The organism is Streptomyces sp. NPDC059788 (assembly GCF_042732265.1).
Lineage (GTDB): Bacteria > Actinomycetota > Actinomycetes > Streptomycetales > Streptomycetaceae > Streptomyces.
Map to the genome: position 1 here is coordinate 12,044 of NZ_JBHWHY010000074.1, position 24,237 is coordinate 36,280.

Consider the following 24,237-nt stretch of genomic DNA (forward strand, 5'->3'; position numbering starts at 1 on the left):
CCTGCTCGGTAATGCACCAGTCTCACCCACCGGACCGGGTTTTCCGGCCCCGGTCCGGATGCCGAGACATCTGTTCCACCATTGTCGGTCACCCGACGGGCCGGGCGGACACCGGCCGTACGGGCGGCGCCGCACCGGCCCCGCCCGTGGCCGCCGCCCCCGTCAGCCGACGTCGAGCCGCAGCAGGTCCTCCTCCGTCTCCCGCCGGACGATGACCCGCCCCTGCCCCTCGCGCACCGCGACCACCGGCGGGCGCAGCGCGTGGTTGTAGTTGCTCGCCATCGACCGGCAGTACGCGCCGGTCGCGGGCACGGCGAGCAGGTCACCGGGTGCCACATCGGCGGGCAGGAACGCGTCCCGTACGACGATGTCGCCGCTCTCGCAGTGCTTGCCGACCACCCGCGAGAGCATCGGCGGCGCGTCCGAGGCCCGCGAGACCAGCGCCACGCTGTACTCGGCGTCGTACAGCGCCGTACGGATGTTGTCCGACATGCCGCCGTCGACGGAGACGTACGTACGCAGCCCGTCCAGCTCCTTGACCGTGCCGACCTCGTAAAGCGTAAAGGCGGTCGGCCCGACGATGGCGCGGCCCGGCTCCACGGAGAGCCGGGGCACGGCGAGCCCCGCCGCCGCGCACTCGCGCGTGACGATGTCGCCGAGCGCCTTGGCGATCTCGTGCGGCTCGCGCGGGTCGTCGTCCGAGGTGTACGCGATGCCGAGGCCGCCGCCCAGGTCGATCTCGGGCAGCTCGACGCCGTGCTCGTCCCGTACCTCGGTCAGCAGCTGCACCACGCGCCGCGCGGACACCTCGAAACCGGCCATGTCGAAAATCTGCGAACCGATGTGCGAGTGGATGCCGGCCAGCTCCAGCCCGTCCAGCTTCAGCACCCGCCGTACGGCCTCCGCGGCCTGCCCGCCGGCCAGCGCGATGCCGAACTTCTGGTCCTCGTGCGCGGTCGCGATGAACTCGTGGGTATGGGCCTCGACGCCCACCGTCACCCGGATCTGCACCCGCTGCCGCCTGCCCAGCCGGTCGGCGATGTGCGCCACCCGCACGATCTCCTGGAAGGAGTCCAGCACGATCCGCCCGACCCCGGCCTCCACGGCCCGGGTGATCTCCTCGGTGCTCTTGTTGTTCCCGTGCAGCGCGATCCGCTCGGCCGGCATCCCCGCCGCGAGCGCGGTGGCCAGCTCCCCGCCGCTGCACACGTCGAGATTCATCCCTTCCTCCGCCAGCCACCGCACGACGGCCCGCGAAAGAAAGGCCTTGCCCGCGTAGAAGACGTCCGCCCCCTCCCCGAACGCGTCCTTCCACGCCCGGCAGCGGGCCCGGAAGTCGTCCTCGTCCAGGAAGTACGCGGGTGTCCCGAACTCCTCGGCGAGCGTGGCCACGTCGATCCCGCCGACGGTGACCGCCCCGTCCTCGTTCCGGCGGACCGTACGGGACCACACCCGCGGGTCGAGACTGTTCAGGTCGGCGGGCGGAGCGGTGTAGTGCCCCTCGGGCAGCACATCGCCGTGACGGGGGCCTGCGGGGTGGGCGGAACGGCTCATGGCGTGGGAATTCCCCTCAAGTACGTGGACGACCTCGTCGTATGTCGACTGCGCGGATCGACTGCCGGACATCCGTTGCCGGGCATCGGCGCCGGACGTCGACCGCCAGTCTCCGGACCAGGTCTAAAGACGATCGGGCGTGGAGATGCCGAGCAGGTGAAGGCCGTTGGCGAGCACCGTTCCGGCGGCTTCGGCGAGGGCCAGCCGGGCGCGGTGCACGGCCGAGGGTTTCTCCTCCCCGACGGGCAGCGGCGGACACACGTCGTGACATCGCAGCCAGGCGTCGGCGGTCACTTCCAGATGCCGCGCGACCCGGTCGGGCGCCCGGTGCCGCGCGGCGGCCTCGACCACACCGGGATACTCGGCGATCGCGGCCCAGACCTCCCGGGCCACCCGCGAGCCCCCCACATCCCCCGGCTCTGCCGCGAACCCCAGCTCCCGGGCATTACGCGTCATCGCACAGGTCCGCGCATACGCGTACTGCACCCGGAACCGCCCGTTGCCCTCCCGCTGCACCGGCCGCTCGGGCACCCGCACGGCGTCCTGCGGTGCGGGACGCAGGAGAACCCAGCGGGCTTCGTCGGAGCCCAGGCGAGCGGTCAGCGCGCGCCAGTCGTGCGGAACGGCTGCGGAGGGGGGGAGGGGGGCGTCCGGGCGCGGGGAGCCTTCCGTCTCGAAACCTTCGTTGATGGGCCGGGGGCGAACGATCTCGATCGGGGGGTGGGGGGGCTTCGGTGCTTCCGCCGCGGGATCTGCCACCGCCTTGGCCGCTTCCGCCGTGGTCTGCGCCGCCGTCTTCACCGCTTCCGCCGTGGTCTGCGCCGCTTCCGCGGTCTGCGCCGCCGTCGTCTCTCCCCGCGCCATCTGCTTCACGCCTGTCGCGGGACCGACGCCCACTCCCCCCGCGGGCAGAATCCGCTCCAGCGCTTCCACCATGACCGCGGCGCGCACCCCGGCCGCGGCCCGCAGCACCACCGGCTCCTGTCCCATCGGCCGCCCGGGCCACGCGCCCCGCACCCGCCCCTGGTGCGCACCACCGCCATGCCCGTGGCCGGTGCTTCCGTGCTCACCACCGGCGCTTCCGTGCCCTTGGCCGGCGTTCCGGTACTCGTAACCGGCGCTTCCGTACCCCCGGCCCTGCGCCAGCACACTCCGTACGAGCGCGGCACGGGCGGACCCCGTCAACATCACATTCAGAAAACCGGCCCCGGCGATCTCCACACCACCGACGCCGGACACCTTCACCAGCCGCTCGCGCAGCACCCCCGCCACCTCGCGCGGCGCCCGCCGGGCCTCCTTGGCAACCTGCAACGCGACATTGCACGCCAGGTCGGCGTCCCCGGCACCGCCGCTCCGCGGGGCGGGCGCACGCACCTCAACCCGCTCCGGAACCGTCACGGAAAGTTCCCCGGCCTCCACGGCGTCGCGCACGGAGCGCAGGACGGCGCGGGAGAACTCAGCGGGGGTCACACCCCCAGCGTATGGGAGAAACGGTCCCCCACCGCCACCCGGTTCCACCCACCGGACACCTCAGCGGCCCTTCGCTCCCTCCCCCGCGACGGCTCGCCCCCTCACCCCGCAGGACGGACAACCGACTCCGCATCCCCCTCGGCCTCAACCTCGGCTTCCGCATCGGCGTCCGCATCCGCATCCGCGTCGGCCAGCCCCCCGCCCCCGGGCTCCCCGCGCCGACTCATCAGCCGCCGCACCGTACGCACCAGATCCATCGGCTCGAACGGTTTCGCCAGGAACGCGTCCACCCCCACCGCCTGCCCGCTCTCCACCTCCGCCTGCGTACAGGCGCTGACGACGGCGAGGGGAATCCCCCGCGTCCGCGGATCGGCGCGCAGCCGAGCCGCCGTCTGCAGTCCGTCGAGCCGGGGCATCACCACATCGAGCGTCACCACATCCGGAGCGACCCGATGCACGATCTCCAGGCACTCGGCACCATCAGCCGCGGTCACGACCTCGAAGCCCTCAAGCTCAAGGTTGACCCTGATCAACTGCCGGATGACCTTGTTGTCGTCGACCACAAGGACCCGGCCGGACAAGCCAGGCACACCTTGAGACTAGGCGCGCGCCTCCGGCTGCGTCCGGGTTTTCCCCACTTCCGCCCCGTGCGAGGGACCTTTCCCCGACCCCCCGTCCCCCCACCCCCACATGCGCTACGCCCCCACTCCCCAACCCGTTCATGAACACCCCATCAGAGCTGGTAGTGTTCTACCCGTCGCCGCGAGAGCAGCAGACACGCCCCCGTAGCTCAGGGGATAGAGCAACGGCCTCCGGAGCCGTGTGCGCAGGTTCGAATCCTGCCGGGGGCACCTTTTATGAGGTGCCTGGAGACCCCGTCATCAGCGGAGACGCTGAGGATGGGGTCTTTGCGTATGTGCGGGCTGGCAGTACTCGGAGGAGCTCTGCGTCGAGGCGACCGGGCGGGTCCTGATGTTCACCGCGAGGCCCTGGAGCGGTGCGAGGCTATAGCCCGACCGATTCCAGGGCGCGGGACGGGACAGGTCGCGATCCTCGTCCCGGCAGAGGTTCTCGATGCGATGACCGGCGTCTGAAGGCCGTACGGGAGCCGTTGTCACCCCGCCCGCTTGTTGAGGTCGCACAGGGTGCGGTGGTAGCGCAGGTACGTTTCAGCTATCCGATGGCCGGGGTGCCGGCGGAGGCGCCCCAGCGGTTCGCCCCCCTGCGTTCTTCTCACGACACCGTCCGGGGCCACGTAGATCTCCAGACCGTCGAAGAGAACGTGGTGGTTGGGGCACAGGCAGAGCAGGTTGGACAGTTCGTCCGGACCGTTGTGCGGGAAGCCGAGGCCACGGATATGGGCAGCCTCGTTGTAAGGCCTGCGCTTGTACCGCAGACGCGTTTCACATACCTGGCAAGTGTGACCGTGCAGTTCCTTGACCTGCCTCGCCAGAGCGGCGTTGCGCACCAGCCGTGCGGACCCGGGAGTCCGTCGCGCGGTGGGCCCTGCCGCCGGCTCCTCATCGGCGACCTCGTCGACGGCGCTGTCTTCGGTCAGGCCGTTGGCCGTCGCGTATCCGGCGAGGCCGATCCTGTTGAGCAACGTGCGCTGGTCAACGGTGTCGAGGTAGGTGCTGCACAGCGTGGCCACAGCCTCCAGGCGGGTCATAGGGTCCCGCAGAAGTTCGGCGGCTTCACAGGACAGACCCGCGACGGGTTGGTGCGTGTTGAAGATCCCGATCTGCGGCATGCGGCCGGCCTCCCCCGGGATTCCATGCACCTCCCACAAGCCACTGCGGCGTAGATGCCAAAAGGGGTATTCGGGAGTGACTTTGGAACCGGTCAACCCGAATTCGGCCAGGAGCGGGCCGACCTCCGTGCGGAAACATGCCCACGGCGCCAGGCGCGCCTTGCCCGAGGCGACTCGGGAGATCGCCCACAGCAGAGTGATGGGCTGATGGCGGCTCGGGGCTCGGTGCCCGGGGTGACGATGTGCGTTGAGCGAGCCGAGACGGTTCAGCAGACCTGAGGAGGTCAGCCGTGGAGAGGCCGCCGAGGGCCTGGTCGGCGCTGCGGGCCGCGGCGGCTGTTGCCTGTCCGGGAAGAGATCCACAACGCGGCGGTAGTCCTCCGCGGACCGCAGGGTGAGGCTGCGCAGGGGTGCTGGAACGTTCAGGCTCCGCAGGATCGGCGCCGCGAGAACGGGGGCGGAGAACTCCTCGACCTCTCCCAACGCCATGATGTTCTCCCAGGTGGCCTGGTTCGCATCGGTTCCCCAGACGGCGTGTGCCACGGGCGGGCTGTTGAACAGATGAAGAATGCGGGCGCGAGCAAAGAAATGGTGACCTGCGTAGAAGTACACGTCGTCGCCAACGCGCCGGCCCCGCAACGCTCTCACTTTCTCGTTGTTGACTTGCCTGGTAGGGACGGAGCCCCACAGCCGGGCGATCCCGTCCGGGTACAAGTCCGCAAGCACATCCGCCTGCTCGCCGAGCGCATCCTGAATATGTGCGATCTCCACGCCCTGCCGTACCGACCTGGCGAAATTCTGCGGGCCATGATCCCGAGCGCCTCCGCGGGGCTGAAGGAGCAACTGCGGTGCCGTCCGCTGCAGCCCGCTCGCGTCGGCGGACCCGTCCTCCACAGTGAAGCCGAGTTCACGCAGACGACGTGCCACTGCGTGAGCGCCGTCAGTGAGGTCGTCAGCCGACAGCCGGTTGCCGACCGAGTACAGGTGCGCTGCGCATGCGGTTGCTACCGCGTCGTACCGGTTGTCGTCCACGACCAGCGAGAGCGTCGTGGCCTGCCCCGAGCCGTACCGGTGACGAAAAGCGTCATGCCCCAGGTACTGACACTCCTCTACGGAAGCCAGCAGTCCTGCACGCGTCACATTCCCAAGGACCATGCGGGAAAGATTAATAGGACGATACGACGGGTACGGTCCATGCCGAACCGCCGAAGCCCTCCCCCTTCATGGCTTCCTGTCGCTGAGCGATCAGCCGTTCCGGCCCGGTGCGCGATCGGACGATGGCCACACATATGCCAAACCTGCCGGAACCTGGGGGAAGTGCCTGCGGTAGTGCTCAGGGAACTTCGTGACCAGGGCCGATTGGTGGCTGCGGTGGAATGCCGGGTCACCCAGCCAGTTCGGCAGGTCGCCGGCGTCGGCCAGTTCGGCGTACGAGCGCACGCCGGCCCGTGGGCGGTACGCGGCGAAGTCTTCGGTCATGGACAGGGCGCAGGTGTCCTGGCGGCCGGTGTCGGCCCACTCGCGGCACATTTCGAGACCGTACCGGACGAGCGCCTCCTCGTACCCCGTCCACATGCGAACAGCCGGATGATGCCGCCAGCCGTAGCCGGGGACGGTGAGACCGCGCAGTACCTGGAGTGCTTCCACGCGCTGCTTCCCGAGACGACGGGCGTCGAGGACGGTGGCGGAGGCGGCGAAGTCGGGGAACGGAAGAAAGGTCTGCATGCGTGGATGTGTAACCGCGACCGCTCGGTGATCACCCCGAAAGCGCTGATCTTCACGGGTCCGGCGGTCCCGCCGGAGCATCTGCCCGGCCATGACCCCACCGAGCGGCTCGACGAACGAGCGGCCCCGCATCACCGCGGTGGCGGAGTCCCGGGAGGTTGCGTGGAGTTGCCGATGTTGCGACGGATGCGGCCACGGCCCCCGGTGGCTGCGACGACACCGTTCCGGAGGGCGGGGTGTCAGGGACGTCGGCACGAGAGACCTTGTCCGCTGCCCAGCGCACAGGCCTGTATGGCCGCCCCGGGGACCGCGTGACCACATTTTCAGCATCAACCGGGCACTCCTCCCCTCATCCATCCGCAGGCCGACCTGATTGTCAGGTCGAACACCCGCACATACGCTGCTCGACAGCACGAACACCACGCTGCGACCGGGCTGCGCCCGGCGTGGCACCTCCTATGGCCGCCCCCGGGGTTCTGGGGCCGGCCATAGCTGTTTCCGCGCCAGGGGGGCGTCACTTGTATCTGTGTTACATCGACGAGTCCGGAACCGGGCAGACGCTCAATCCCGCAGTACCCGACTCGGTTCCCGTCCTGGCCATCGGAGGCTTCACGGTCCCCGAGAGGCAGGTCGGGGCGCTCGCCTGGGACTTCATCGAGCTGAAGAAGAAGTTCCGTCCCGCGCTGCGCAAGGACCTTCCCCTGACCCAGGTGGTCCATCACGAGGTCAAAGGCGAGTCGCTCCGCAAGTCGTTCCGCCGCAAAGGACGCAAGCAGCAGCGCATGGCACACGGCTTCCTGACACACCTGCTCCGCATCCTCGAACAGCGGGAGTGCACGGTACTGGCTCGCATCTGGGTGAAGCAGGACGGTGTCGTCTACGACGACACTGCCATGTACGCGTCGGCGGTCTCCGCCCTCTGCGCCGACTTCGAGCACTACCTCACCGAACGGTCCAGCAGCGGCATCGCGGTCCTCGACAGCCGTAACCCGTCGGACAACAGCCACAACGTGCACTGTGTGACCACGCGGAAGTTCAGCGCGGATGGCGATCAACTTCCCCACCTCCCCGAGTCCCCGGTGTTCGGCCACAGCAACACCCACCTCGGCCTGCAGATCGCAGACCTCCTGGTGTCCGCGGTGCTGGCCCCGTCCGCGGCTGTCACATACGCCGGAGACCTCCACGGCAACGTGCACTGCGACCCGGGCTACGTTCCTGTGCGTGACCGGCACTGTCCTCAGATAGGCAAGCTCCAGCACCGCTATCAGCTGCCCGGCGGCAAATGGTCCGGCGGGGTCGTCGTCTCGGACGGGCGCGGCCGCAAGTCCGCAGGGAAACTCTTCGCGTCACCGGCGGTGGCCGACGGCGCTCCCCGTGCCGGTTCCGGCCGCCGGGTCTCCCCCAGTGACCTGGCGACGGTGGCTTCCGTACCCGACGCGTCAGCCCCGTCTCCCTAGCAGGCCGCCTCGCCCCACCCTGTGCCGTCTGGGGAGCCGCGCGACACAGGCGTGCCTCATTCGCGCTAGCGTTCCCTTTGTCATCGCGGACCGACAGGCTTCCTCAGCCGGACATGCCTCCACCGCACACAGACCTTCGTGTCGTTGGGGAAGTCGTTGTCGTCGTATCTGCTCCGGGCGCCCGTGTCCGCGTTGGTCCAGGAGATCCAGCATCAGCCGGGGCTCCGACGCCCGCTGACCGACAGTCTGGCCGAGGCGTACAAGAACGGTCATGTCCGTAACAGGGAACCGGCGTCCTCGCTCATCGACGCCTGGAACAACAGCCTTCCCGTAGTCATCAACGCGCTCGACGGGCTCGGGCTCGGCCAGGTCGAGGTACTCATCGAGTTCGGGCTGCCGCACACCAATGCCGAGGTGGATGTGCTCCTGGCCGGAGTGCACCCGGCGAGCGGTCTGCCCTCCTACGTCCTCGTCGAGCTGAAGCAGCAGCGCAAGGCCGACGTGCACCCCGAGCGGTCCGTGGCCGTCAATCTCGGCTACGAGGAGTGGAAGCTGCACCCTGTCCGGCAGGTACAGCAGTACTGCCAGTACCTGATGCAGCACAAAGCCATGTTGCACGGGCAGCCGGACCGGATCGCGGGAGCGGTGCTGATGCACAACGCTCACGACGCCGACGTGGCCGAACTCTTCGCCCTTCCCGCGAGCAACCACGGAAGGCTGTTCACCCAGGACCGCCTGGAGCCGTTCCGTAAGTGGCTCGGCGCGCGGCTGGCTCCACGGTCCGGAGGAGAGGCGGCGCAGGCCCTCATCGACTCGGCGGAGTACGCGCCGCCGAAGATCACCGATGTGAACGTCACCTCCCGGTCGGGCGGCCCGGCGTGCTTCCAACTGCTCGACGAGCAGGAAATCGCCCATCAGGAAGTCCATGAGGCGGTGCGCCGCGTACAGAACGGCGGCATCAAAGAGGTCATCATCGTCCGAGGCGGCCCCGGCAGCGGCAAGAGCGCCATCGCGCTGGAGCTGCGCCGGACCCTCGCTGCCGCCGGCTGGGACGTCGTCCACGCGACCGGCGCCAAGGCACTGACGCTCACCCTGCGCGACGCGTACGCGAAGCAGGCGCCCCAGGGGTCGAAGAGCAAGGCCAAGAAGGAGGCCATCCGGCTGTTCAGCTACTTCAACCAGCTCAAGAAGCTCGGGGTGGACGGCTGTGACGTGGTGATCTGCGACGAGGCACACCGTATTCGCCGCCATTCCGTGGACCGCTACACCCCCAAGGCCGAGCGCGAGAACCCTCGGGCCCAAACAGACGAGATCATCGAAGCCGCCCGGGTGCCGGTCTTTCTGCTCGACGACTGGCAATCGCTTCGTCCCGATGAGGTCGGTACGGCCGAGTACCTGAAGCAGCGGGCCGAAGCGCTCGGCTACAAGCACACGCTCATCGACCTGAACGGGATGTACCGGGCCCAGGGCAGTGCCTACTACCGGGACTGGGTTCTCAGGCTCCTCAGCGTGGGCGTGAACACGCCGCAGGCATGGGTACCGGACGGGCGGATGGAGGTGCAGTTGGCCGACACACCGCAGGAGATGGAGGACTTCCTCAAGTCGCGCGAAGCGATGGGCGACAGCGCCCGGATGGTGGCCGGCTTCTGCTGGCCCTGGAGCAATCCCGACAACGACGGGACACTGGTCCCCGACGTCACGATCGAGGCGTGGCGCCGCCCCTGGAACGTCAAGTCCGGCCATGCGGTGGACGGTGTCCCCGACGCGGACTTCTGGGCCACGGATCCCCGAGGAGCCGGACAGATCGGCTGCGTCTACACGGCTCAGACGTTCGAGTTCGACTGGGTGGGCGTCGTCATCGGGCGAGATCTCGTGTGGAGGGAGGATCGTTTCATCGTCGACCGGACGGCGACCCGTGATCGGGAGTTGCGCCCGAAGTCCATCGCGCAGGCCGACGTCGAGCGCTGTGTGCGCAACGCCTACCACGTCCTGCTCACCCGTGGCGTCCGAGGAGTCGTGATCTACGCCGAAGACGATGCCACGCGGGATGCTCTGCGTGGCCATGTGATCACGTCGGTGAAGCACGCGCTGCCCAAACCCATGCGAAAGATCCTCAGAAGCTGAACGAGGTTTCCGGCCCGTCGCGACGCGCAGCGCCTTGGGTAACATCCGGTCAAACATCATTGCGGGCCGGCGGGCCTCCGACTCGGGGCACGCTCCCATCGCAGTGAGCGTTTCGTGCTGTCTGGGGGCTTTTCCTTGCTGTTCCGCGAATCCGCCAACGCCGTCGCAGCCCGCAACCTCGAGGGGTCGCTGGCCGCGCTTCTCAGTGAGCAGTTCGTGCACGTGCACGGCCATCGGCCCGGAGTTGCCGAAGTACGTTCGTGGGAGCGCAGCATTCCCGCGCTGACCGGCGCGTTGCTCGGCGCCGGTCTGGGCGAGGTCGAGATGCTGGTCGAATACGGGCTGCCGCTGACCAGCAAGCGGGCCGACGTCATACTGGCCGGCGTGCACCCGCGCACCCAGGAGCCGTCGTACGTCGTCGTCGAGCTGAAGCAGTGGAGCGAGGCGTACCCGGACGAGGACGAAGGGCCGGCGCTGTGCCGGGTGGACGGGTTCTCCAGGCCGGTACTGAACCCGATCGAGCAGGTCCGCGGCTACTGCGCGTATCTGGCGTCGTTCAACGGAGCGTTGGCGGAACACCCCGACAGGATTTCCGGTGTCGCTTATCTGCACAATGCGACGGAGTTCGGTGCCGGATCACTGTACGAGGCGCACCAGGACGAGCGCGGACGCATGTTCACCGCTGAGCGGCGCGGTGAGTTTCTCGCCTATCTGCAATCACTGTTGGCTCCGGTGTCAGGCGCCGCAGCTGCTGACGCGCTGCTCCACGGGAAGACACAGCCGTCGAAGCAGTTGATGAGTGTGGCCGCACAGGAAGTGCGGGAACGGGAGCAGTTCGTACTCTTGGATGAGCAGCGGGTTGCCTACGAGATGGTGTTACGCGCTGTGGAGAAGGCGCACGAGGCCGACCACAAGGAAGTACTGGTGGTCACGGGAGGGCCGGGGACGGGAAAGAGTGTCATCGCGCTGTCGGTGCTGGGTGAGATGTACCGGCGTGGTGTCCCGGCGTTGCACGCCACAGGGTCTCAGTCGTTCACGAGGACGATGCGCAAAGTCGCCGGAGCGCGCAAGCGTGAGGTCCAGGAGCTGTTCAAGTACTTCAACAGTTTCATGACGGCACGGCGCAACAGTCTGGATGTGCTGATGTGTGACGAAGCGCATCGCATTCGCGAGACGTCCGCGAATCGCTACACCCGGGCCGCGGACCGCAGCGGTAAGCCACAGGTCGAGGAGCTGATAGATGTGGCACGGGTTCCCGTGTTCCTTCTGGACCAGCACCAAGTGGTGCGCCCAGGGGAATTGGGGACCGTCGAGGAGATAAGGGCGGCTGCGGCGGCCAAGGGCCTGCGATGCCGGGAGGTCCCGCTGGACAGCCAGTTCCGGTGCGGCGGTAGCGATGCCTACCTGCGATGGGTCGTGCGGCTGCTGGGGCTCGAAGCCGGCGGCCCCCTCGTCTGGGAGCCCGATGACCGGATGGAACTGGAGGTCGCCGAATCCCCCGAGGAAATGGAAACGTTCCTGCAGGAGCGTCGGGCCAAGGGCTACGGAGCGCGGATGTCGGCCGGCTACTGCTGGAGGTGGTCGGAGGCCAAGCCCGGCGAGCCTCTTCCCGCGGACGTCACGGTCGGCACCTGGCAGCGTCCGTGGAACCTCAAGGGCGAACGGTCCGTGATGGGCGCTCCCCCGTCGGCGCTGTGGGCCACCGACCCCGCAGGCTTCGGACAGGTCGGCTGTGTCTACACGGCGCAGGGCTTCGAGTACGACTGGAGCGGTGTGATCATCGGCCCTGACCTCGTATGGCGTGGGGACCAGTGGGTCGTGGACCGTGCGGCCTCCAAAGACCCGGCCTTCAAACGGTCGACACCGGATGCCGACGTGGACCGCCTGGTCCGAAACACCTACAAGGTGCTGCTGACCCGGGGGATGGTGGGGACGGTCGTCTATTCGACCGACGCCGAGACCCGGGCCAAGCTCCGCGAACTGACGGCACGGCCCGGGCCGTCGGCTTCGGACCCCGTCTGAGAGCTCACCGCGCCCGGGGCCGTGGGGCCCGCTCCCGCACGATCTCGCGCAGCTTCGCGCGGGTCCCGGCATCCGTCGCGTACACGACGGTGCCGGCCATCCCCCTGGTCAACAGCACCTTGTAGGTGTTGCGGATCAGTCGGCCGAAGTCGTCGGCGGAGGCGTCCGACAGCGCTGGGTCCTCGCTGGCGGACCGGACGGTTCGCCACCCTCCCTCGCGCCAGACGAGGTCAGGACCGATGATCACGCCGCTCCAGTCGTACTCGAAGCCCTGCGCCGTGTAGATGCAGCCGATCTGGCTGAAACCGTTGGGGTGTGTCGCCCACAGGTCGGACGAGGGCAGGTCGCCTGCTCCGTCCTTGTCGTTGATGTTCCAGGGCCGTCGCCATGCCCCGATACACACGTCGTCGACCGGCGTCCCGTCGTCCTTCGGATCGCTCCACGGCCAGCAGAAGCCCGCCGCGATACGAGCGGTCTGGCCCGGCTCACACTTGCTGAGCAGCCGTTCCTCCAGGTCCTCGGGGCTGTCGGCCACCTCGAGACAGAAGGTGTCCTTCCCCGTCCACGGCACCGGGCCGCCCTGCTCGAGTCCGAGCAGCCTCAGGACCCACGCTTCATAGGCGCGGCTGCCGCCACAACGGAACTGCCCGTCCAGGTCGACGTGGCGCACCACGATGTCCTTCTCTCTGGCGGTCTTCTCGATGACTTCGACGGTCCCCGTCTCACCGGGGCGTACCACTTGGTGCTGGTCCAGGAGGAACACCGGCACCTGTGCCGCCGTGATCAGTTCTTCGATCTGCTTCTGCCTGGCCCATCGGCTGCCCGCCGGAGCCCCGTTCGACGTCTCCCTGATGCGGTGAGCCTCGTCGAGGAGCAGCACTTCCAGGTCGTTCGCGCGCATGTTGGTGTAACTGTTGAAGTATGTGAAGAGCTTTCCGGTGCCTCTCCGGCCGTGGCAGATCGTCGTCTGCAGGGTTTTGGTGAACGACTTCGATCCCGTCGCGTGAGCCACTCGACGTCCCTGACGTGACAGTTCTCCCAAGAGGGACAGAGCGATGACGCTCTTCCCGGATCCTGGCCCGCCCGTAATCAGGACGAGTTCCTTCTTCGTTTGGGGCTTCCGTGCCAGTTCCAGCGTTCTGAGCACCAGAGAGAACGCTTTTCGTTGCTCACCGAGCAGGGTGAAGGCGTCGCGCTGCAGTACGACTTCCGCGGCGACGTTCATCAGCTTGGTTCCTGGCGACCGTCTGCTCCGCAGCAGCGCGTCTCCGGCTCTGTGCTCGGTGTCCTGCGCTATTTTCCGGCGCAGGAACCGCATCAATGCTTCCCGGGTGTTCTTGGTGAAAAGCCTTCCATCCGCCACCGCGGCCGACAAAAGGGTCTGCACAGCGGCATCCGTGGCGTTGTGCAGGTACGCCACGCCGCTGACGCGCTCCTCGTGCCCGTCGAGCACCTGCGTCAGATCTCTCAGATATTCGCAGTAACCGTCGACCTGGGCAACAGGGTGCAACAGTGCCCGGCGGTATCGTGCGTGCGGCACCTCGCAGAGGTCGGCCGCGTGGGAGATGGTGTGGGCAAGGCTCCATTGCTTCAGCTCCACCACCACGTAAGCGGGCTCTCCAGTCTCCGGGTGAACGCCTGCGAGAATGACGTCCGCCCGCAGACTGCACATCGGAAGCTGATACTCGATGAGCATTTCCACGTCTTTGAGTCCCGCATCCGCCAGGAGGCTCGCCAGCGCGCTGATGCTTTCTTCCCACGACCTCTTCTCGGCCGCTGAGGGCCGCCGCCGATAAGTGAAGAAGTAGGAACTGGCCAGTTCCTCCACGTACGGAGGGTTCGCCAACGTCGTCTGATCGACCAGCGCACGGGCTGACGAACGGAGCAGCGGTTTCACACGTGTCCCCTGACGCACGAGCCATCTCGCGGGTGGGGGCGTGTCCGTCACTGGAAGCCCGTCGGGCCGCATCTCTTGTCGGTCAACTGTAGCCAGGCCTCGGCTGGTGACCGTATCGACGGGGGGGGCAGCGGGACTCCGGTCCCGTCAGCGGAACTCTTTGTCGAGGGGGATCACGCGCACCGGTGTCTGCAGGGCATCCGCCGTCTGTTGCACGAGGTGGCCCACATGCGGCGGGCTCGTCATACCGTCCGCAAGCAAGAACACCGGAACCCGCGACGCAGCGATCACATCCGCTACGAGAGCGCTTGTTGCGCTGCGCCCGTCGAGGAATCGCTGCCGATCCTTTCCACGGAGCAGCGTGGCGCCGTCGCAGAACAGTACATCGCACGCCGCAGGCACCAAGGGCTCGTGTTCGTCAAGTTTCACGGACGTGTAGCCGGCGCTGCGGAGGGCGGTTGCCATCGAAGTGGCGAGTTCCCGCCCCTGGTCGGCGCTTGCTCCTGTTATCGCGAGTACGGCCTTGCTGTCTGCGGCATATGTGGCCCTCAGCACGTCCAGTGCGTAGCGCTCGGCAGCCTCCATATCGGGCAGCAATCGAAAGCCGTTGTGTCCTCCTGACGGCGACGACGTGTACTCGTCGTCTTGCGCCACGGCACCTCCTTCGAAGCGCTCCGAGGCGGGGCGCCCCGGCTCAGGCCCAAAACGCTCCCGCAAGAACCTCATCAGCGCCCCCCGGGAGTCACCGGTGAAGAGGTGCGACAGGTGCGTCCGCTCGTACGACAGCAAGTCACCGATGTCGCTGTCGGAAGCGTTGTGAAGGTACACCAGGCCGACCAGCCGGTCGTCGCGGCCCATGAACAGCTCATGCGACCGAAGAAGTGCCCGGCAGAATGCCGCGGTCTGCTCGGCCGGGTGTTTCTTGAGCTTTCCGGTGAAATCCCCGACCGCGAAGCGACCCACGGATCCGGGAGCGCGCCTGACACGTCTCCACTGCTTGAGTTCGACGACGGCATAGGAGAAGTCGCGGGTCTGCGGGTGCAACCCGGCCAGTACGACATCGGCCTCACCCGCTGCTCCCGGAAATGCGTACTCCGCCATCATGTCCACCGCACCCAGCCCCGCACCGACAAGGTCCCGCGCCATCGCCGGAAGGCTGAAATTCCAGGCATTTCTCTCGTTATGGTTCGTCTCCTTCCGCCCCAGCCTCCGTTCGGCCTCTTCCATCGTCTCCACCAGGCCGCCGCGCAGATGCAGCGCGTGCAGTTCGTCCGCCGACGCCCGGATCAGGTACACGTGCTCTCCTCACTACGAGACGATCGCCGCTGATTCGGTGAGGTCTCGGCCATCAGTGCCCGAAACCTCACCGAATCCCCGACGCCTATCCGGCCAGCTTCGAAATCGGTTCGTCCGGCGAAGCCGCGGCCGCTCCCAGCACCCCTACCAGTTTCTCCGCCATCCCCTCCACGGTCTTCCGTTCGAAGACGTCCGAGTTGTATTCCACGAAGCCCTGCAGGCCTTCCGGGGTGCCTTGGGCCGTGCGCTGTTCCGTGAGGCCGATGGAGAGGTCGAAGTGGGAGACGTGGAGGTCTATGGGTTCGGGGTGGGCGTGGTGGCCGCCGAGGGTGAAGTGGCGTTCGGGGGCGTTGTCGAGGGTGAGGAGGGTTTGGAAGAGGGGGTGGCGGGAGGTGGAGCGGGCGGGGTTGAGGGCCTCCACGAGTTGTTCGAAGGGGAGGTCCTGGTGGGACCAGGCGGCCAGGTCGGTTTCGCGGACCCGGGTGAGCAGTTCGCGGAAGGTGGGGTCGCCGGAGGTGTCGGTGCGCAGGACGAGGGTGTTGACGAAGAAGCCGACGAGGTCGTCCAGGGCCTGGTCGGTGCGGCCGGCGATGGGGCTGCCGATCGGGATGTCGGTGCCGGCGCCGAGGTGGGTGAGCAGGGCCGTCAGACCTGCCTGGACGACCATGTAGAGGCTGGTGCCGGTGTCGCCGGCCAGGGTGTTCAGGCCCTGGTGGAGGTCGGCGGGGAGGTGGAGGGGGAACATGTCGCCGCGGTAGGTGGTGACTTCCGGGCGGGGGCGGTCGAGGGGGAGGGGGATTTCGGCGGGGAGGTCGGCCAGCTGGTCGCGCCAGTAGGCGAGTTGGGTGGAGTAGGTGCTGTGGGGGTCGGTGGGGTCGCCGAGGAAGTCCTGTTGCCACAGGGTGTGGTCGGCGTACTGGACGGGGAGCGGGGACCACTGCGGGTCCTCGCCCGCGCTGCGCGCGTCGTAGGCGGCGGCGAGGTCGCGGGACAGGGGGGCCATGGACCAGCCGTCGCCTGCGATGTGGTGGAGGAGGAGCAGGAGGACGTGGGTGTCGGGGCCGGTCGGGAAGAGGGTGGCTTTCAGGGGGTGTTCGGTGGTGATGTCGAAGGCGTGGCGGGCGGCTTCCCGGAGGGCGGGGGCCAGGTCGTCGGGGCCCACTTCGACGACGGTGAGGAGGTCGCGGCCGGAGTCGGCCGGGAGGATGATCTGCTGGGCGGCGCGGGCGCGGCGCGGGAAGACCGTGCGCAGGCTCTCGTGGCGGGCGACGAGGTCGCCGAGGGCGGCCCGTAGTGCCTCGTGGTCCAGAGCGCCGGAGAAGCGCAGGGCGAGCGGGATGTTGTAGGTGGGGCTGGGGCCTTCGAGGCGGTGCAGGAACCAGAGGCGGCGCTGGGCGTAGGAGAGGGGGATGGTCTCGGGGCGTACCGCGGGCTTGACCGGCGGGCGGGCCTGGGCCGTGGCGGAGTCGAGGCGCTGGACGAGGGCCGCGACGGTGGGGGCCTCGAAGAGGGCGCCGATGGGCAGTTCGACGTTCAGGGCGGTACGGATGCGGCTGATCAAGCGGGTCGCCATGAGGGAGTGGCCGCCGAGGACGAAGAAGCTGTCGTCGATGCCGACGCGGGGGACGCGCAGCACGTCGGCGTACAGCCCGCAGAGGATCTCTTCCTTCGGGGAGCGGGGGCCGCGGCCGCCGAGTTCGGAGCGGGGGTCGGGGGCGGGCAGGGCCTTGCGGTCCACCTTGCCGTTCGGGGTGAGCGGCATGGTGTCGAGCGCCACGATGGCGGACGGCACCATGTAGGCGGGCAGCCGGTCGCGCAGGTGGCGGCGCAGGGCGGTGGAGTCGAAGGCTTCCCTGGAGACGGGCACGAGGTGGGCGACCAGGCGTTCGTCTCCCGGGCTGATCTCGCGCAGGTTGACGGTGGCCTGGGCGACGGCGGGGTGGGCGTCCAGGACGGTTTCGATCTCGCCGAGTTCGATGCGGAAGCCGCGCATCTTGACCTGGGAGTCGGCGCGGCCGATGTAGTCGAGTTGTCCGTCAGCGGTCCAGCGGACCAGGTCTCCGGTGCGGTACATCCGGGCGCCGGGGGCGCCGAAGGGGTCGGCGACGAAGCGTTCGGAGGTGAGGGCGGGGCGGTTGAGGTAGCCGCGGGCGGGGCCGGCGCCGCCGACGTAGAGTTCGCCGGTCACCGAGGGGGCGACGGGGCGCAGGGCGCTGTCGAGGACGTAGACGCGCATGTTGTCCATGGGGCGGCCGATGGGGACCGTTCCGGCGATCCGCCGGGGTGCCCGCATGGCGTGGTACGTCGCGGACATGGTGACCTCGGTGGGCCCGTAGACGTTGCAGACGCGGGTGTCGGGGCAGGCGTTGAGGATCTTCTGTACGGCGGACGGGGAGGCGGCCTCGCCGCCCGTCCAGACCTGCCGTACGCCCGCGAGCGCGCCGGGGCACTCCTCGGCGAGCAGGTTGAACAGGGCGGTGGTGAGGAGGACCGCGGTGATGTGGTGGGTGGTGAGCAGGTCCCGGTAGTCGTCCGGGGTGAGGTCGCCGGGCGGGGCCATGACCAGGTGGCCGCCGTTGAGGAGCGGGACCCACAGGTCGAAGGTGGAGGCGTCGAAGGCGGTGGAGGCGTGGCCGAGGACGGTGTGCCGGGCGCCGTCCGGTTCGCCCTCGCCCCAGCAGTGGTCGGCGGCCAGGCCCACCACGTCGCCCTGGGTGACGGCGATGCCCTTGGGCGTGCCGGTCGAGCCGGAGGTGTACATGACGTACGCGACGGAGTCGGCGTGGGCGGCGGGAACGGTGAAGTCGGTGGCGGGGAGGTCCGCCACCGTTTCGGCACAGGCGTCGACGGCCAGGGCGGGAACGCCGGGGAGGTAGGCGGAGGCGGGCAGGCCCTGCTGGGTGAGGACGACGACGGCCTCGGTCTCGGCCGCGATCAGCCGCATCCGGGCGGCCGGGTAGCGCTTGTCCAGCGGTACGTACACGCCGCCCGCCTTGAGGACGGCGAGGATCGCGACGGCCAGGTCGGCGGAGCGGTCCAGGAGGACGGCGACGCGGCTCTCGGCGCCGACGCCGTGGGCCGTGGCCAGGTGCCGGGCGAGGCGGTTGGCGCGGGCGTTCAGTTCGGCGTAGGTGAGGGTCGTGTCCTGGAAGGTGAGGGCGGGGGCGTCGGGGTGCGCGGCCGCCTGCGCCTGGAAGGCCTCGGCGAGGGAGGTGCGCCGGACGGGCCGGTCGGTGGCGTTGACCTCGCCCAGCAGCAGGGCGCGCTCGTCGGCGGTGAGGACGTCGAGGTGGGCGAGCGACTGGTCGGGGTCGGTGGTCACCGCGTCGAGCAGGGCGACGAGCCGGGCGGCCAGTGCCTCGACCGTACGCCGGTCGAAGAGGTCGGTGCTGTATTCGATCGCGCCGTCCATACCGGGCCGTTCGCCGTGCGCGCCGCGTCGTTCGGTCAGGAAGACGGACATGTCGAAGCGGGAGGCGTCGACGTGGACGGGCTCGGTGTGGGCGGCGTGGCCGCCGAGGGTGAACTCCCCTTCGGGTGCGTTGTCGAGGGTGAGCATGGTCTGGAAGAGGGAGTTGCGGGCCGCCGAGCGGACCGGGTTGAGGGCCTCGACGAGCTGTTCGAAGGGCAGGTCCTGGTGGGCCCAGCCGGCGAGGGCGGTGTCCCGTACGCGCTGGAGCAGTTCGCGGAAGGTGGGGTCGCCGGAGGTGTCGGTGCGCAGGACGAGGGTGTTGACGAAGAAGCCGATATGGTCGTCGAGCGCCTGGTCGGTGCGGCCCGCGACGGGGCTGCCGAGGGGGATGTCGGTGCCGGCGCCGAGGCGGGTGAACAGGGTGGCCAGGCCCGCCTGGAGCACCATGTAGAGGCTGGTGCCGGTCTCGCCCGCGAGGGTGTGCAGGCGCTGGTGCAGTTCGGCGGGGATCTCCCAGGTGATCGAGTCGCCGCGGAAGGAGGCGCGCTGGGGGCGCGGGCGGTCGAAGGGCAGGGCGATCTCCTCGGGGATGCCCTTGAGCTGTTCGCGCCAGTAGGCGATCTGGCGTGCGTAGACGCTGTCGGTGTCCTCGGGGTCGCCGAGGAAGTCGCGCTGCCAGAGGGTGTAGTCGGCGTACTGGACGGGGAGCGGGGTCCACTGCGGGGCCTGCCCTGCGCGGCGCGCGTCGTACGCCGTGGCCACGTCGCGGGAGAGCGGGGCCATCGACCAGCCGTCCCCGGCGACGTGGTGGAGCAGCAGGAGCAGGACGTTCTCGTCCGGGCCGACGCGGAAGAGCTTTACGTGCAGCGGCAGGTCGGCGGTCAGGTCGAAGCGGTGCCGGGCGCCTTCCTTGAGGAGTGCGCGGAAGGCCTCCGGGTCGTCGGGGACGTCCTCGGTCACGCTGAGGATGTCGAAGGCGTCCGGGTCGGTGGCCGGGGCGAGGACGACCTGCTGCGGGGTGCCGCCGGTCTCGCGGAAGACCGTGCGCAAGCTCTCGTGCCGGGCGAGGAGGTCGCCGAGGGCGGCGCGCAGCGCCTCCTCGTCCACCGGGCCGGCGATGCGCAGCATGAGGGGGATGTTGTAGGTGGGGCTGGGGCCTTCGAGGCGGTACTGGAACCACAGGCGGCGCTGGGCGTACGACAGCGGCAGCGCCTCGGGGCGCGGCACGGGCCGCAGGGCGCCGCGGGCGCGCGCGGTGGACAGGCCGAGGCGTTCGACCAGGGCCTCGACGGTGGGTGCCTCGAAGAGGGCGGCGATGGGCAGTTCCACGCCGAGTACGGCACGGATGCGGCTGACCAGGCGGGTGGCGAGCAGCGAGTGGCCGCCGAGGGCGAAGAAGCTGTCGTCGATGCCGACGCGGGTGACGCCCAGGAGGTCGGCGTACAGCTCGCAGAGGATCTCCTCCTGCGGCGAGCGCGGGGCACGGCCGCCCGCGTCGCCGGCGGTGCGGGCCGGGTCGGGGGCGGGCAGGGCCTTGCGGTCGACCTTGCCGTTCGGGGTGAGCGGCAGCGCGTCGAGCACCGTGATCACGGACGGCACCAGGTACTCGGGCAGCCGGGCGAGCAGGTCGCGGCGGAGGTCGGCGGCGAGGGTCTGCCGGGCGGCGTCCTCGGCGGGTACGACGTAGCCGGTCAGGCGGGTGTCGCCGGTGCGGTCGGCGCGCGCGGCGACGGCGGCCTGCCGTACGGCCGGGTGGGCGGCGAGCGCCTGCTCGACCTCGCCCGGCTCGACGCGGTGGCCGCGCACCTTGACCTGGTCGTCGGCGCGGCCGACGAACTCCGGTTCGCCGTCGCTCCGGCGCCGTACGAGGTCGCCGGTGCGGTACATCCGCGCGCCCGCGGGGCCGAACGGGCAGGCCACGAAGCGCTCCGCGGTCAGCCCCGGGCGGCCCAGGTAGCCGCGCGCCAGGCCGGAGCCCGCGAGGTAGAGCTCTCCCGCGGCGCCGTCCGGCACCGGCCGCAGCAGCGCGTCGAGCACGAACAGCCGTACGTCGCCGATCGGCGCGCCCAGCGCGGGCAGCGTCCGGCCGGACAGCGGTTCGCCGGCCGTGGCGCACACGGTGGCCTCGGTGGGGCCGTACGCGTTGACCATGCGGCGCCCCTGCGACCAGCGTTCCACCAGGTCGGCGGGGCAGGCCTCGCCCGCGACGGTCAGTGAGGCGATGCCGGGCAGCGTGGCCTGCGGCGGCAGCGCGGCCAGGACCGACGGCGGCAGGGTGGCGTGGGTGACGTGCTGCGCGGCGAGCAGGTCCTCCAGTCCGGCGCCCGGGAGCAGCCGCTCCCCCGGCGCCATGACCAGGGCGGCGCCCGCCAGCCACGTCACGCACATCTCCGAGACCGACGCGTCGAAGCTGGGCGAGGCGAACTGCAGGACGCGGCTCTCCCCCGTCACCGCGAACCGCTCGGCCTGCGCGGCGGCGAGCGCGGCGAGGCCCGTGTGGGGGACGACGACGCCCTTCGGCGTGCCCGTCGAGCCGGAGGTGTGGATCACGTACGCCGGGTGGGCCGGGCGCAGGTCCGTCGCGGGGGCGGTGTCCGGGTACGCGGACAGGTCCCGGCGCGTCGCCTCGGCGTCCAGGACGAGGACGGGCGCGGTGTCGGCCAGGACGAAGGCGCGCCGCTCGGCGGGGTACTCCGGGTCGACGGGCACGTACGCGCCGCCCGCCTTCAGGACGGCGAGCAGCGCCACCGCCAGCTCCACCGAGCGCGGCAGCGCCACGGCCACCAGGGTCTCCGGGCCCACGCCCCGGCCGGTGAGCCAGTGCGCCAGGCGGTTGGCCCGCGCGTCCAGCTCGCGGTAGGTCAGCGACTTGTCCTCGAAGACCAGAGCCGTGGCGTCGGGCGTACGGGCCGCCTGCTCGGCGAAGAGTTCGGGCAGCGTGCTGTGCCGCACCTCCGGACGGGCGGCCGAAGCGTCCCGGCGCAGCCGCTCGTGCTCCTCGCCGGTCAGTACGTCGAGGTGGGCGAGGGGCACGTCCGGCGTGGCGGCGGCGGTCTCCAGGACGCGGACGAGCTGGGCGGCGAGCGTGGCGACCGTGGGGCGGTCGAAGAGGTCGGTGCTGAACTCGACGAAGCCGTCCAGGCCGCGGGGTTCGCCCTGCGGGCCCTGGCGCTCCCAGAGGCTGAAGAAGAGGTCGTACTTCGCGGTGCCGGTGCTGAGCAGTTCGGTGCGGGTGCGGACGCCGAGCCGGTCGAAGCCGCCCTCGGGGGCGTTCTGCACGGCGGCGACCACCTGGAACAGGGGCTGGCGGCCCGCGGACCGCACGGGGTTGAGGGCCTCGACGAGCTGCTCGAAGGGCAGGTCCTGGTGGGACCAGGCGGCCAGGTCGGTGTCGCGGACGCGGCGCAGCAGGTCGCGGAAGGTCGGGTCGCCGGAGGTGTCCGTCCGCAGGACGAGGGTGTTGACGAAGAAGCCCACCAGGTCGTCCAGTGCCTGGTCGGTGCGGCCCGCGACGGGGCTGCCGAGCGGGATGTCGGTGCCGGCGCCGAGACGCGTGAGCAGGGCCGCCAGGCCCGCCTGCACGATCATGAACAGGCTGGTGCCGGTGTCGCGCGCCAGGGCGTGCAGGTTCTCGTGCAGGGCGGCGGGCAGTTCCAGGTCGAGGGCGTCGCCCCGGTACGTCGCGCGCCGGGGGCGCGGGCGGTCGTACGGGAGCGCGATCTCCTCGGGGATGCCGTCCAGCTGCCGCGTCCAATAAGCGAGTTCCCGCGCTTGGACACTGGCCGGGTCCTGCGGGTCGCCGAGGAAGTCCCGCTGCCACAGGGTGTAGTCGGCGTACTGCACCGGCAGCGGGGCCCACTGCGGCGCCGTGCCCCGGCGCCGCGCGTCGTACGCCTGCGCCAGGTCGCGCGAGAGCGGCGCCGCCGACCAGCCGTCACCCGCGATGTGGTGCAGCAACAGCAGCAGGACGTGCTCTTCGGGTCCGGTCCGGAACAGCGTGACGCGCAGGGGCAGTTCGGTGGCGATGTCGAAGGCGTGGCAGGTGGCTTCCCGGACCAGCCGCCGGACTTCGTCGGGGTTCGTCCGGACCACGGAGAACACCGGCGGGAGGCCGGACAGGTCGCCGAGGTCGCGGACGACCTGGCACGGGGTGCCGGTGGCCGTCTCGTGGAAGACCGTGCGCAGGCTCTCGTGCCGGGCGAGCAGGTCGCCCAGCGCGGCGCGCAGCGCGTCGTGGTCCAGCTCACCGGACAGGTGCAGCGCCGTCGGGACGTTGTACGTGGCGCTGGGGCCCTCCAGGCGGTGCAGGAACCACAGGCGGCGCTGGGCGTACGACAGCGGGAGGGCGTCGGGGCGCGGGAGCGGACGCAGTGCCGGGCGGCCCCCGGAGGCGGCGGCGTCGACGTGCTCGGCGAGTGCGGCGACCGTGGGCGCCTCGAACACGGCGGTGATCGGGAGGTCCACGCCCAGGGCGGTGCGGATGCGGCCGATCAGGCGGGTGGCGAGCAGGGAGTGGCCGCCCAGGGTGAAGAAGTTGTCGTCGATGCCGACCTGCGGCACGCCGAGGATGTCGGCGTACAGCTCGCACAGCACGCCCTCGCGCGGGGTGCGCGGCGCCCGGCCGCCGGTTTCGGCGCCGAGGTGGGCCGGGTCGGGGGCGGGCAGCGCGGCGCGGTCGACCTTGCCGTTGGGCGTCAGGGGCAGGGTGTCCAGCGCGACCAGGGCGGACGGGACGAGGTGGGCGGGCAGCCGGTCGCGCAGGTGCCGGTGGAGGGCGGTGACCAGGGCGGCGGTGTTCAGTGCCGTGCCGGGGTCGGTGGTGTGGTCCGCGAGGGGGCCGGTGAGGGCGCCGGCCGGGCGGCAGAGGCCGACGGGGGCCGCCGAGGCGAGGTCTTCCTGCGGCGCGAACAGAACGTCGTACTGGCCTTCCGGGCTGTCGGGTGCCCAGGTGGCGGCCGTCCACAGGCCGAGGCGGGCGCCCAGTTCGGTGATCTGCTGCGGTTCGGCCCCGGCCGTGGCGTCGGCGGACGCGGCCAGCCGGGCGCGGGCCTCGGTCACCGGCAGGCCGGCCGTGACGGCGGCCTCGGCGGCGGCCTCGCCCGCCAGGCGCGGGTTGGGCACGCCGGTCAGGCGCAGCCGCTGTCCCGGGCGAGCGCGCAGGGCCTGTTCGAGGGCGGCGGTGTCGGTGACGTCGCGGCCCCAGGCCAGAACCGGTACGTCGGCGAAGGAGACGGTTCGGGCGGGCCGCTTGTGCAGGACGGCGTCGTAGCGGTGGCGGGTCAGCTCGTTGTGGTGGCGGGTGCCCTTGAGCTGGAGGTCGGTGCCGGTCACGTCGGGGAGTTCGGCGGGCAGTGCCGCGAAGAAGTCCGGGTCGACGAGGAGTTCCTTCTCCAGGCGGACGCCCTGGTCGATCAGCGCGCCGAGCGCGGTCGCCTCGGCGTCGGCGCCCGCGCGGGTCAGCTCGACGGCCGTACGGAAGAGCCGGAGCAGGCGCCGGTTGCGGATGTCGCCGACGAAGACCCGGCCGCCG

11 protein-coding genes and 1 tRNA gene are annotated in these 24,237 nt (G+C 70.2%); 4 read left to right on the top strand and 8 right to left on the bottom strand.

Going from position 1 to position 24,237, the window contains the following annotated elements; all coding sequences use genetic code 11:
• Positions 1-162 precede the first annotated feature (162 nt).
• From lysA to ACFV57_RS39685, 3 genes are all read right to left on the bottom strand, one after another.
• Positions 163-1,554 carry a diaminopimelate decarboxylase gene (lysA, locus tag ACFV57_RS39675; protein ID WP_385243139.1) on the bottom strand — a complete coding sequence of 464 codons (1,392 nt, stop codon included), beginning with the start codon at positions 1,552-1,554 and terminating at the stop codon, positions 163-165.
• 123 nt (positions 1,555-1,677) lie between these two features.
• On the bottom strand, positions 1,678-3,024 hold the full coding sequence (gene nrtL / locus ACFV57_RS39680) for an ArgS-related anticodon-binding protein NrtL (RefSeq protein WP_385243141.1): 1,347 nt from the start codon (positions 3,022-3,024) through the stop codon (positions 1,678-1,680).
• A 101-nt stretch (positions 3,025-3,125) separates the two neighbouring features.
• Entirely contained in the window at positions 3,126-3,605 is a 480-nt protein-coding gene (locus ACFV57_RS39685) for a response regulator (protein ID WP_385243144.1), read from the bottom strand.
• A 198-nt stretch (positions 3,606-3,803) separates the two neighbouring features.
• On the opposite strand from ACFV57_RS39685, the gene ACFV57_RS39690 reads away from it, so the two are divergent.
• Positions 3,804-3,875 (top strand) — tRNA-Arg (locus ACFV57_RS39690).
• Between the two features lie 263 nt (positions 3,876-4,138).
• Here ACFV57_RS39690 and ACFV57_RS39695 read toward each other — a convergent pair.
• Positions 4,139-5,929, bottom strand: coding sequence for an HNH endonuclease (locus ACFV57_RS39695; protein ID WP_385243147.1), 1,791 nt, complete (start codon positions 5,927-5,929; stop codon positions 4,139-4,141).
• Positions 5,930-6,019: 90 nt separating this feature from the next.
• Entirely contained in the window at positions 6,020-6,499 is a 480-nt protein-coding gene (locus ACFV57_RS39700) for an MSMEG_6728 family protein (RefSeq protein WP_385243149.1), read from the bottom strand.
• 518 nt (positions 6,500-7,017) lie between these two features.
• On the opposite strand from ACFV57_RS39700, the gene ACFV57_RS39705 reads away from it, so the two are divergent.
• The 3 genes from ACFV57_RS39705 to ACFV57_RS39715 all read left to right on the top strand — a co-directional run bounded on the left by ACFV57_RS39705 (position 7,018) and on the right by ACFV57_RS39715 (position 12,102).
• On the top strand, positions 7,018-7,956 hold the full coding sequence (locus tag ACFV57_RS39705; RefSeq protein ID WP_385243152.1) for a DUF3800 domain-containing protein: 939 nt from the start codon (positions 7,018-7,020) through the stop codon (positions 7,954-7,956).
• A 138-nt stretch (positions 7,957-8,094) separates the two neighbouring features.
• On the top strand, positions 8,095-10,080 hold the full coding sequence (locus ACFV57_RS39710; protein ID WP_385243155.1) for a DNA/RNA helicase domain-containing protein: 1,986 nt from the start codon (positions 8,095-8,097) through the stop codon (positions 10,078-10,080).
• A gap of 135 nt (positions 10,081-10,215) precedes the next feature.
• Positions 10,216-12,102: a DNA/RNA helicase domain-containing protein gene (locus ACFV57_RS39715; protein WP_385243167.1), complete on the top strand. Its 1,887-nt coding sequence runs from the start codon at positions 10,216-10,218 to the stop codon at positions 12,100-12,102.
• Between the two features lie 4 nt (positions 12,103-12,106).
• Here the strand turns inward: ACFV57_RS39715 and ACFV57_RS39720 are convergent, their stop codons facing one another.
• The 3 genes from ACFV57_RS39720 to ACFV57_RS39730 form a co-directional block, all read right to left on the bottom strand.
• Positions 12,107-13,930 carry a DNA/RNA helicase domain-containing protein gene (locus tag ACFV57_RS39720; RefSeq protein WP_385243158.1) on the bottom strand — a complete coding sequence of 608 codons (1,824 nt, stop codon included), beginning with the start codon at positions 13,928-13,930 and terminating at the stop codon, positions 12,107-12,109.
• Positions 13,931-14,146: 216 nt separating this feature from the next.
• The gene (locus tag ACFV57_RS39725) at positions 14,147-15,295 is read right to left on the bottom strand and encodes a hypothetical protein (protein ID WP_385243161.1); all 1,149 of its coding nucleotides are present in this window, start codon (positions 15,293-15,295) and stop codon (positions 14,147-14,149) included.
• Positions 15,296-15,380: 85 nt separating this feature from the next.
• A partial coding sequence (locus ACFV57_RS39730) for an amino acid adenylation domain-containing protein (protein ID WP_385243164.1) occupies positions 15,381-24,237 on the bottom strand: 8,857 nt, incomplete at its 5' end.

What these genes read in the sequence shown, in the direction of transcription:
- lysA (WP_385243139.1), bottom strand. Translation starts at nt 1,554, where the DNA reads ATGAGCCGTTCCGCCCACCCCGCAGGCCCCCGTCACGGCGATGTGCTG.
- ACFV57_RS39700 (WP_385243149.1), bottom strand. Translation starts at nt 6,499, where the DNA reads ATGCAGACCTTTCTTCCGTTCCCCGACTTCGCCGCCTCCGCCACCGTC.
- ACFV57_RS39695 (WP_385243147.1), bottom strand. Translation starts at nt 5,929, where the DNA reads ATGGTCCTTGGGAATGTGACGCGTGCAGGACTGCTGGCTTCCGTAGAG.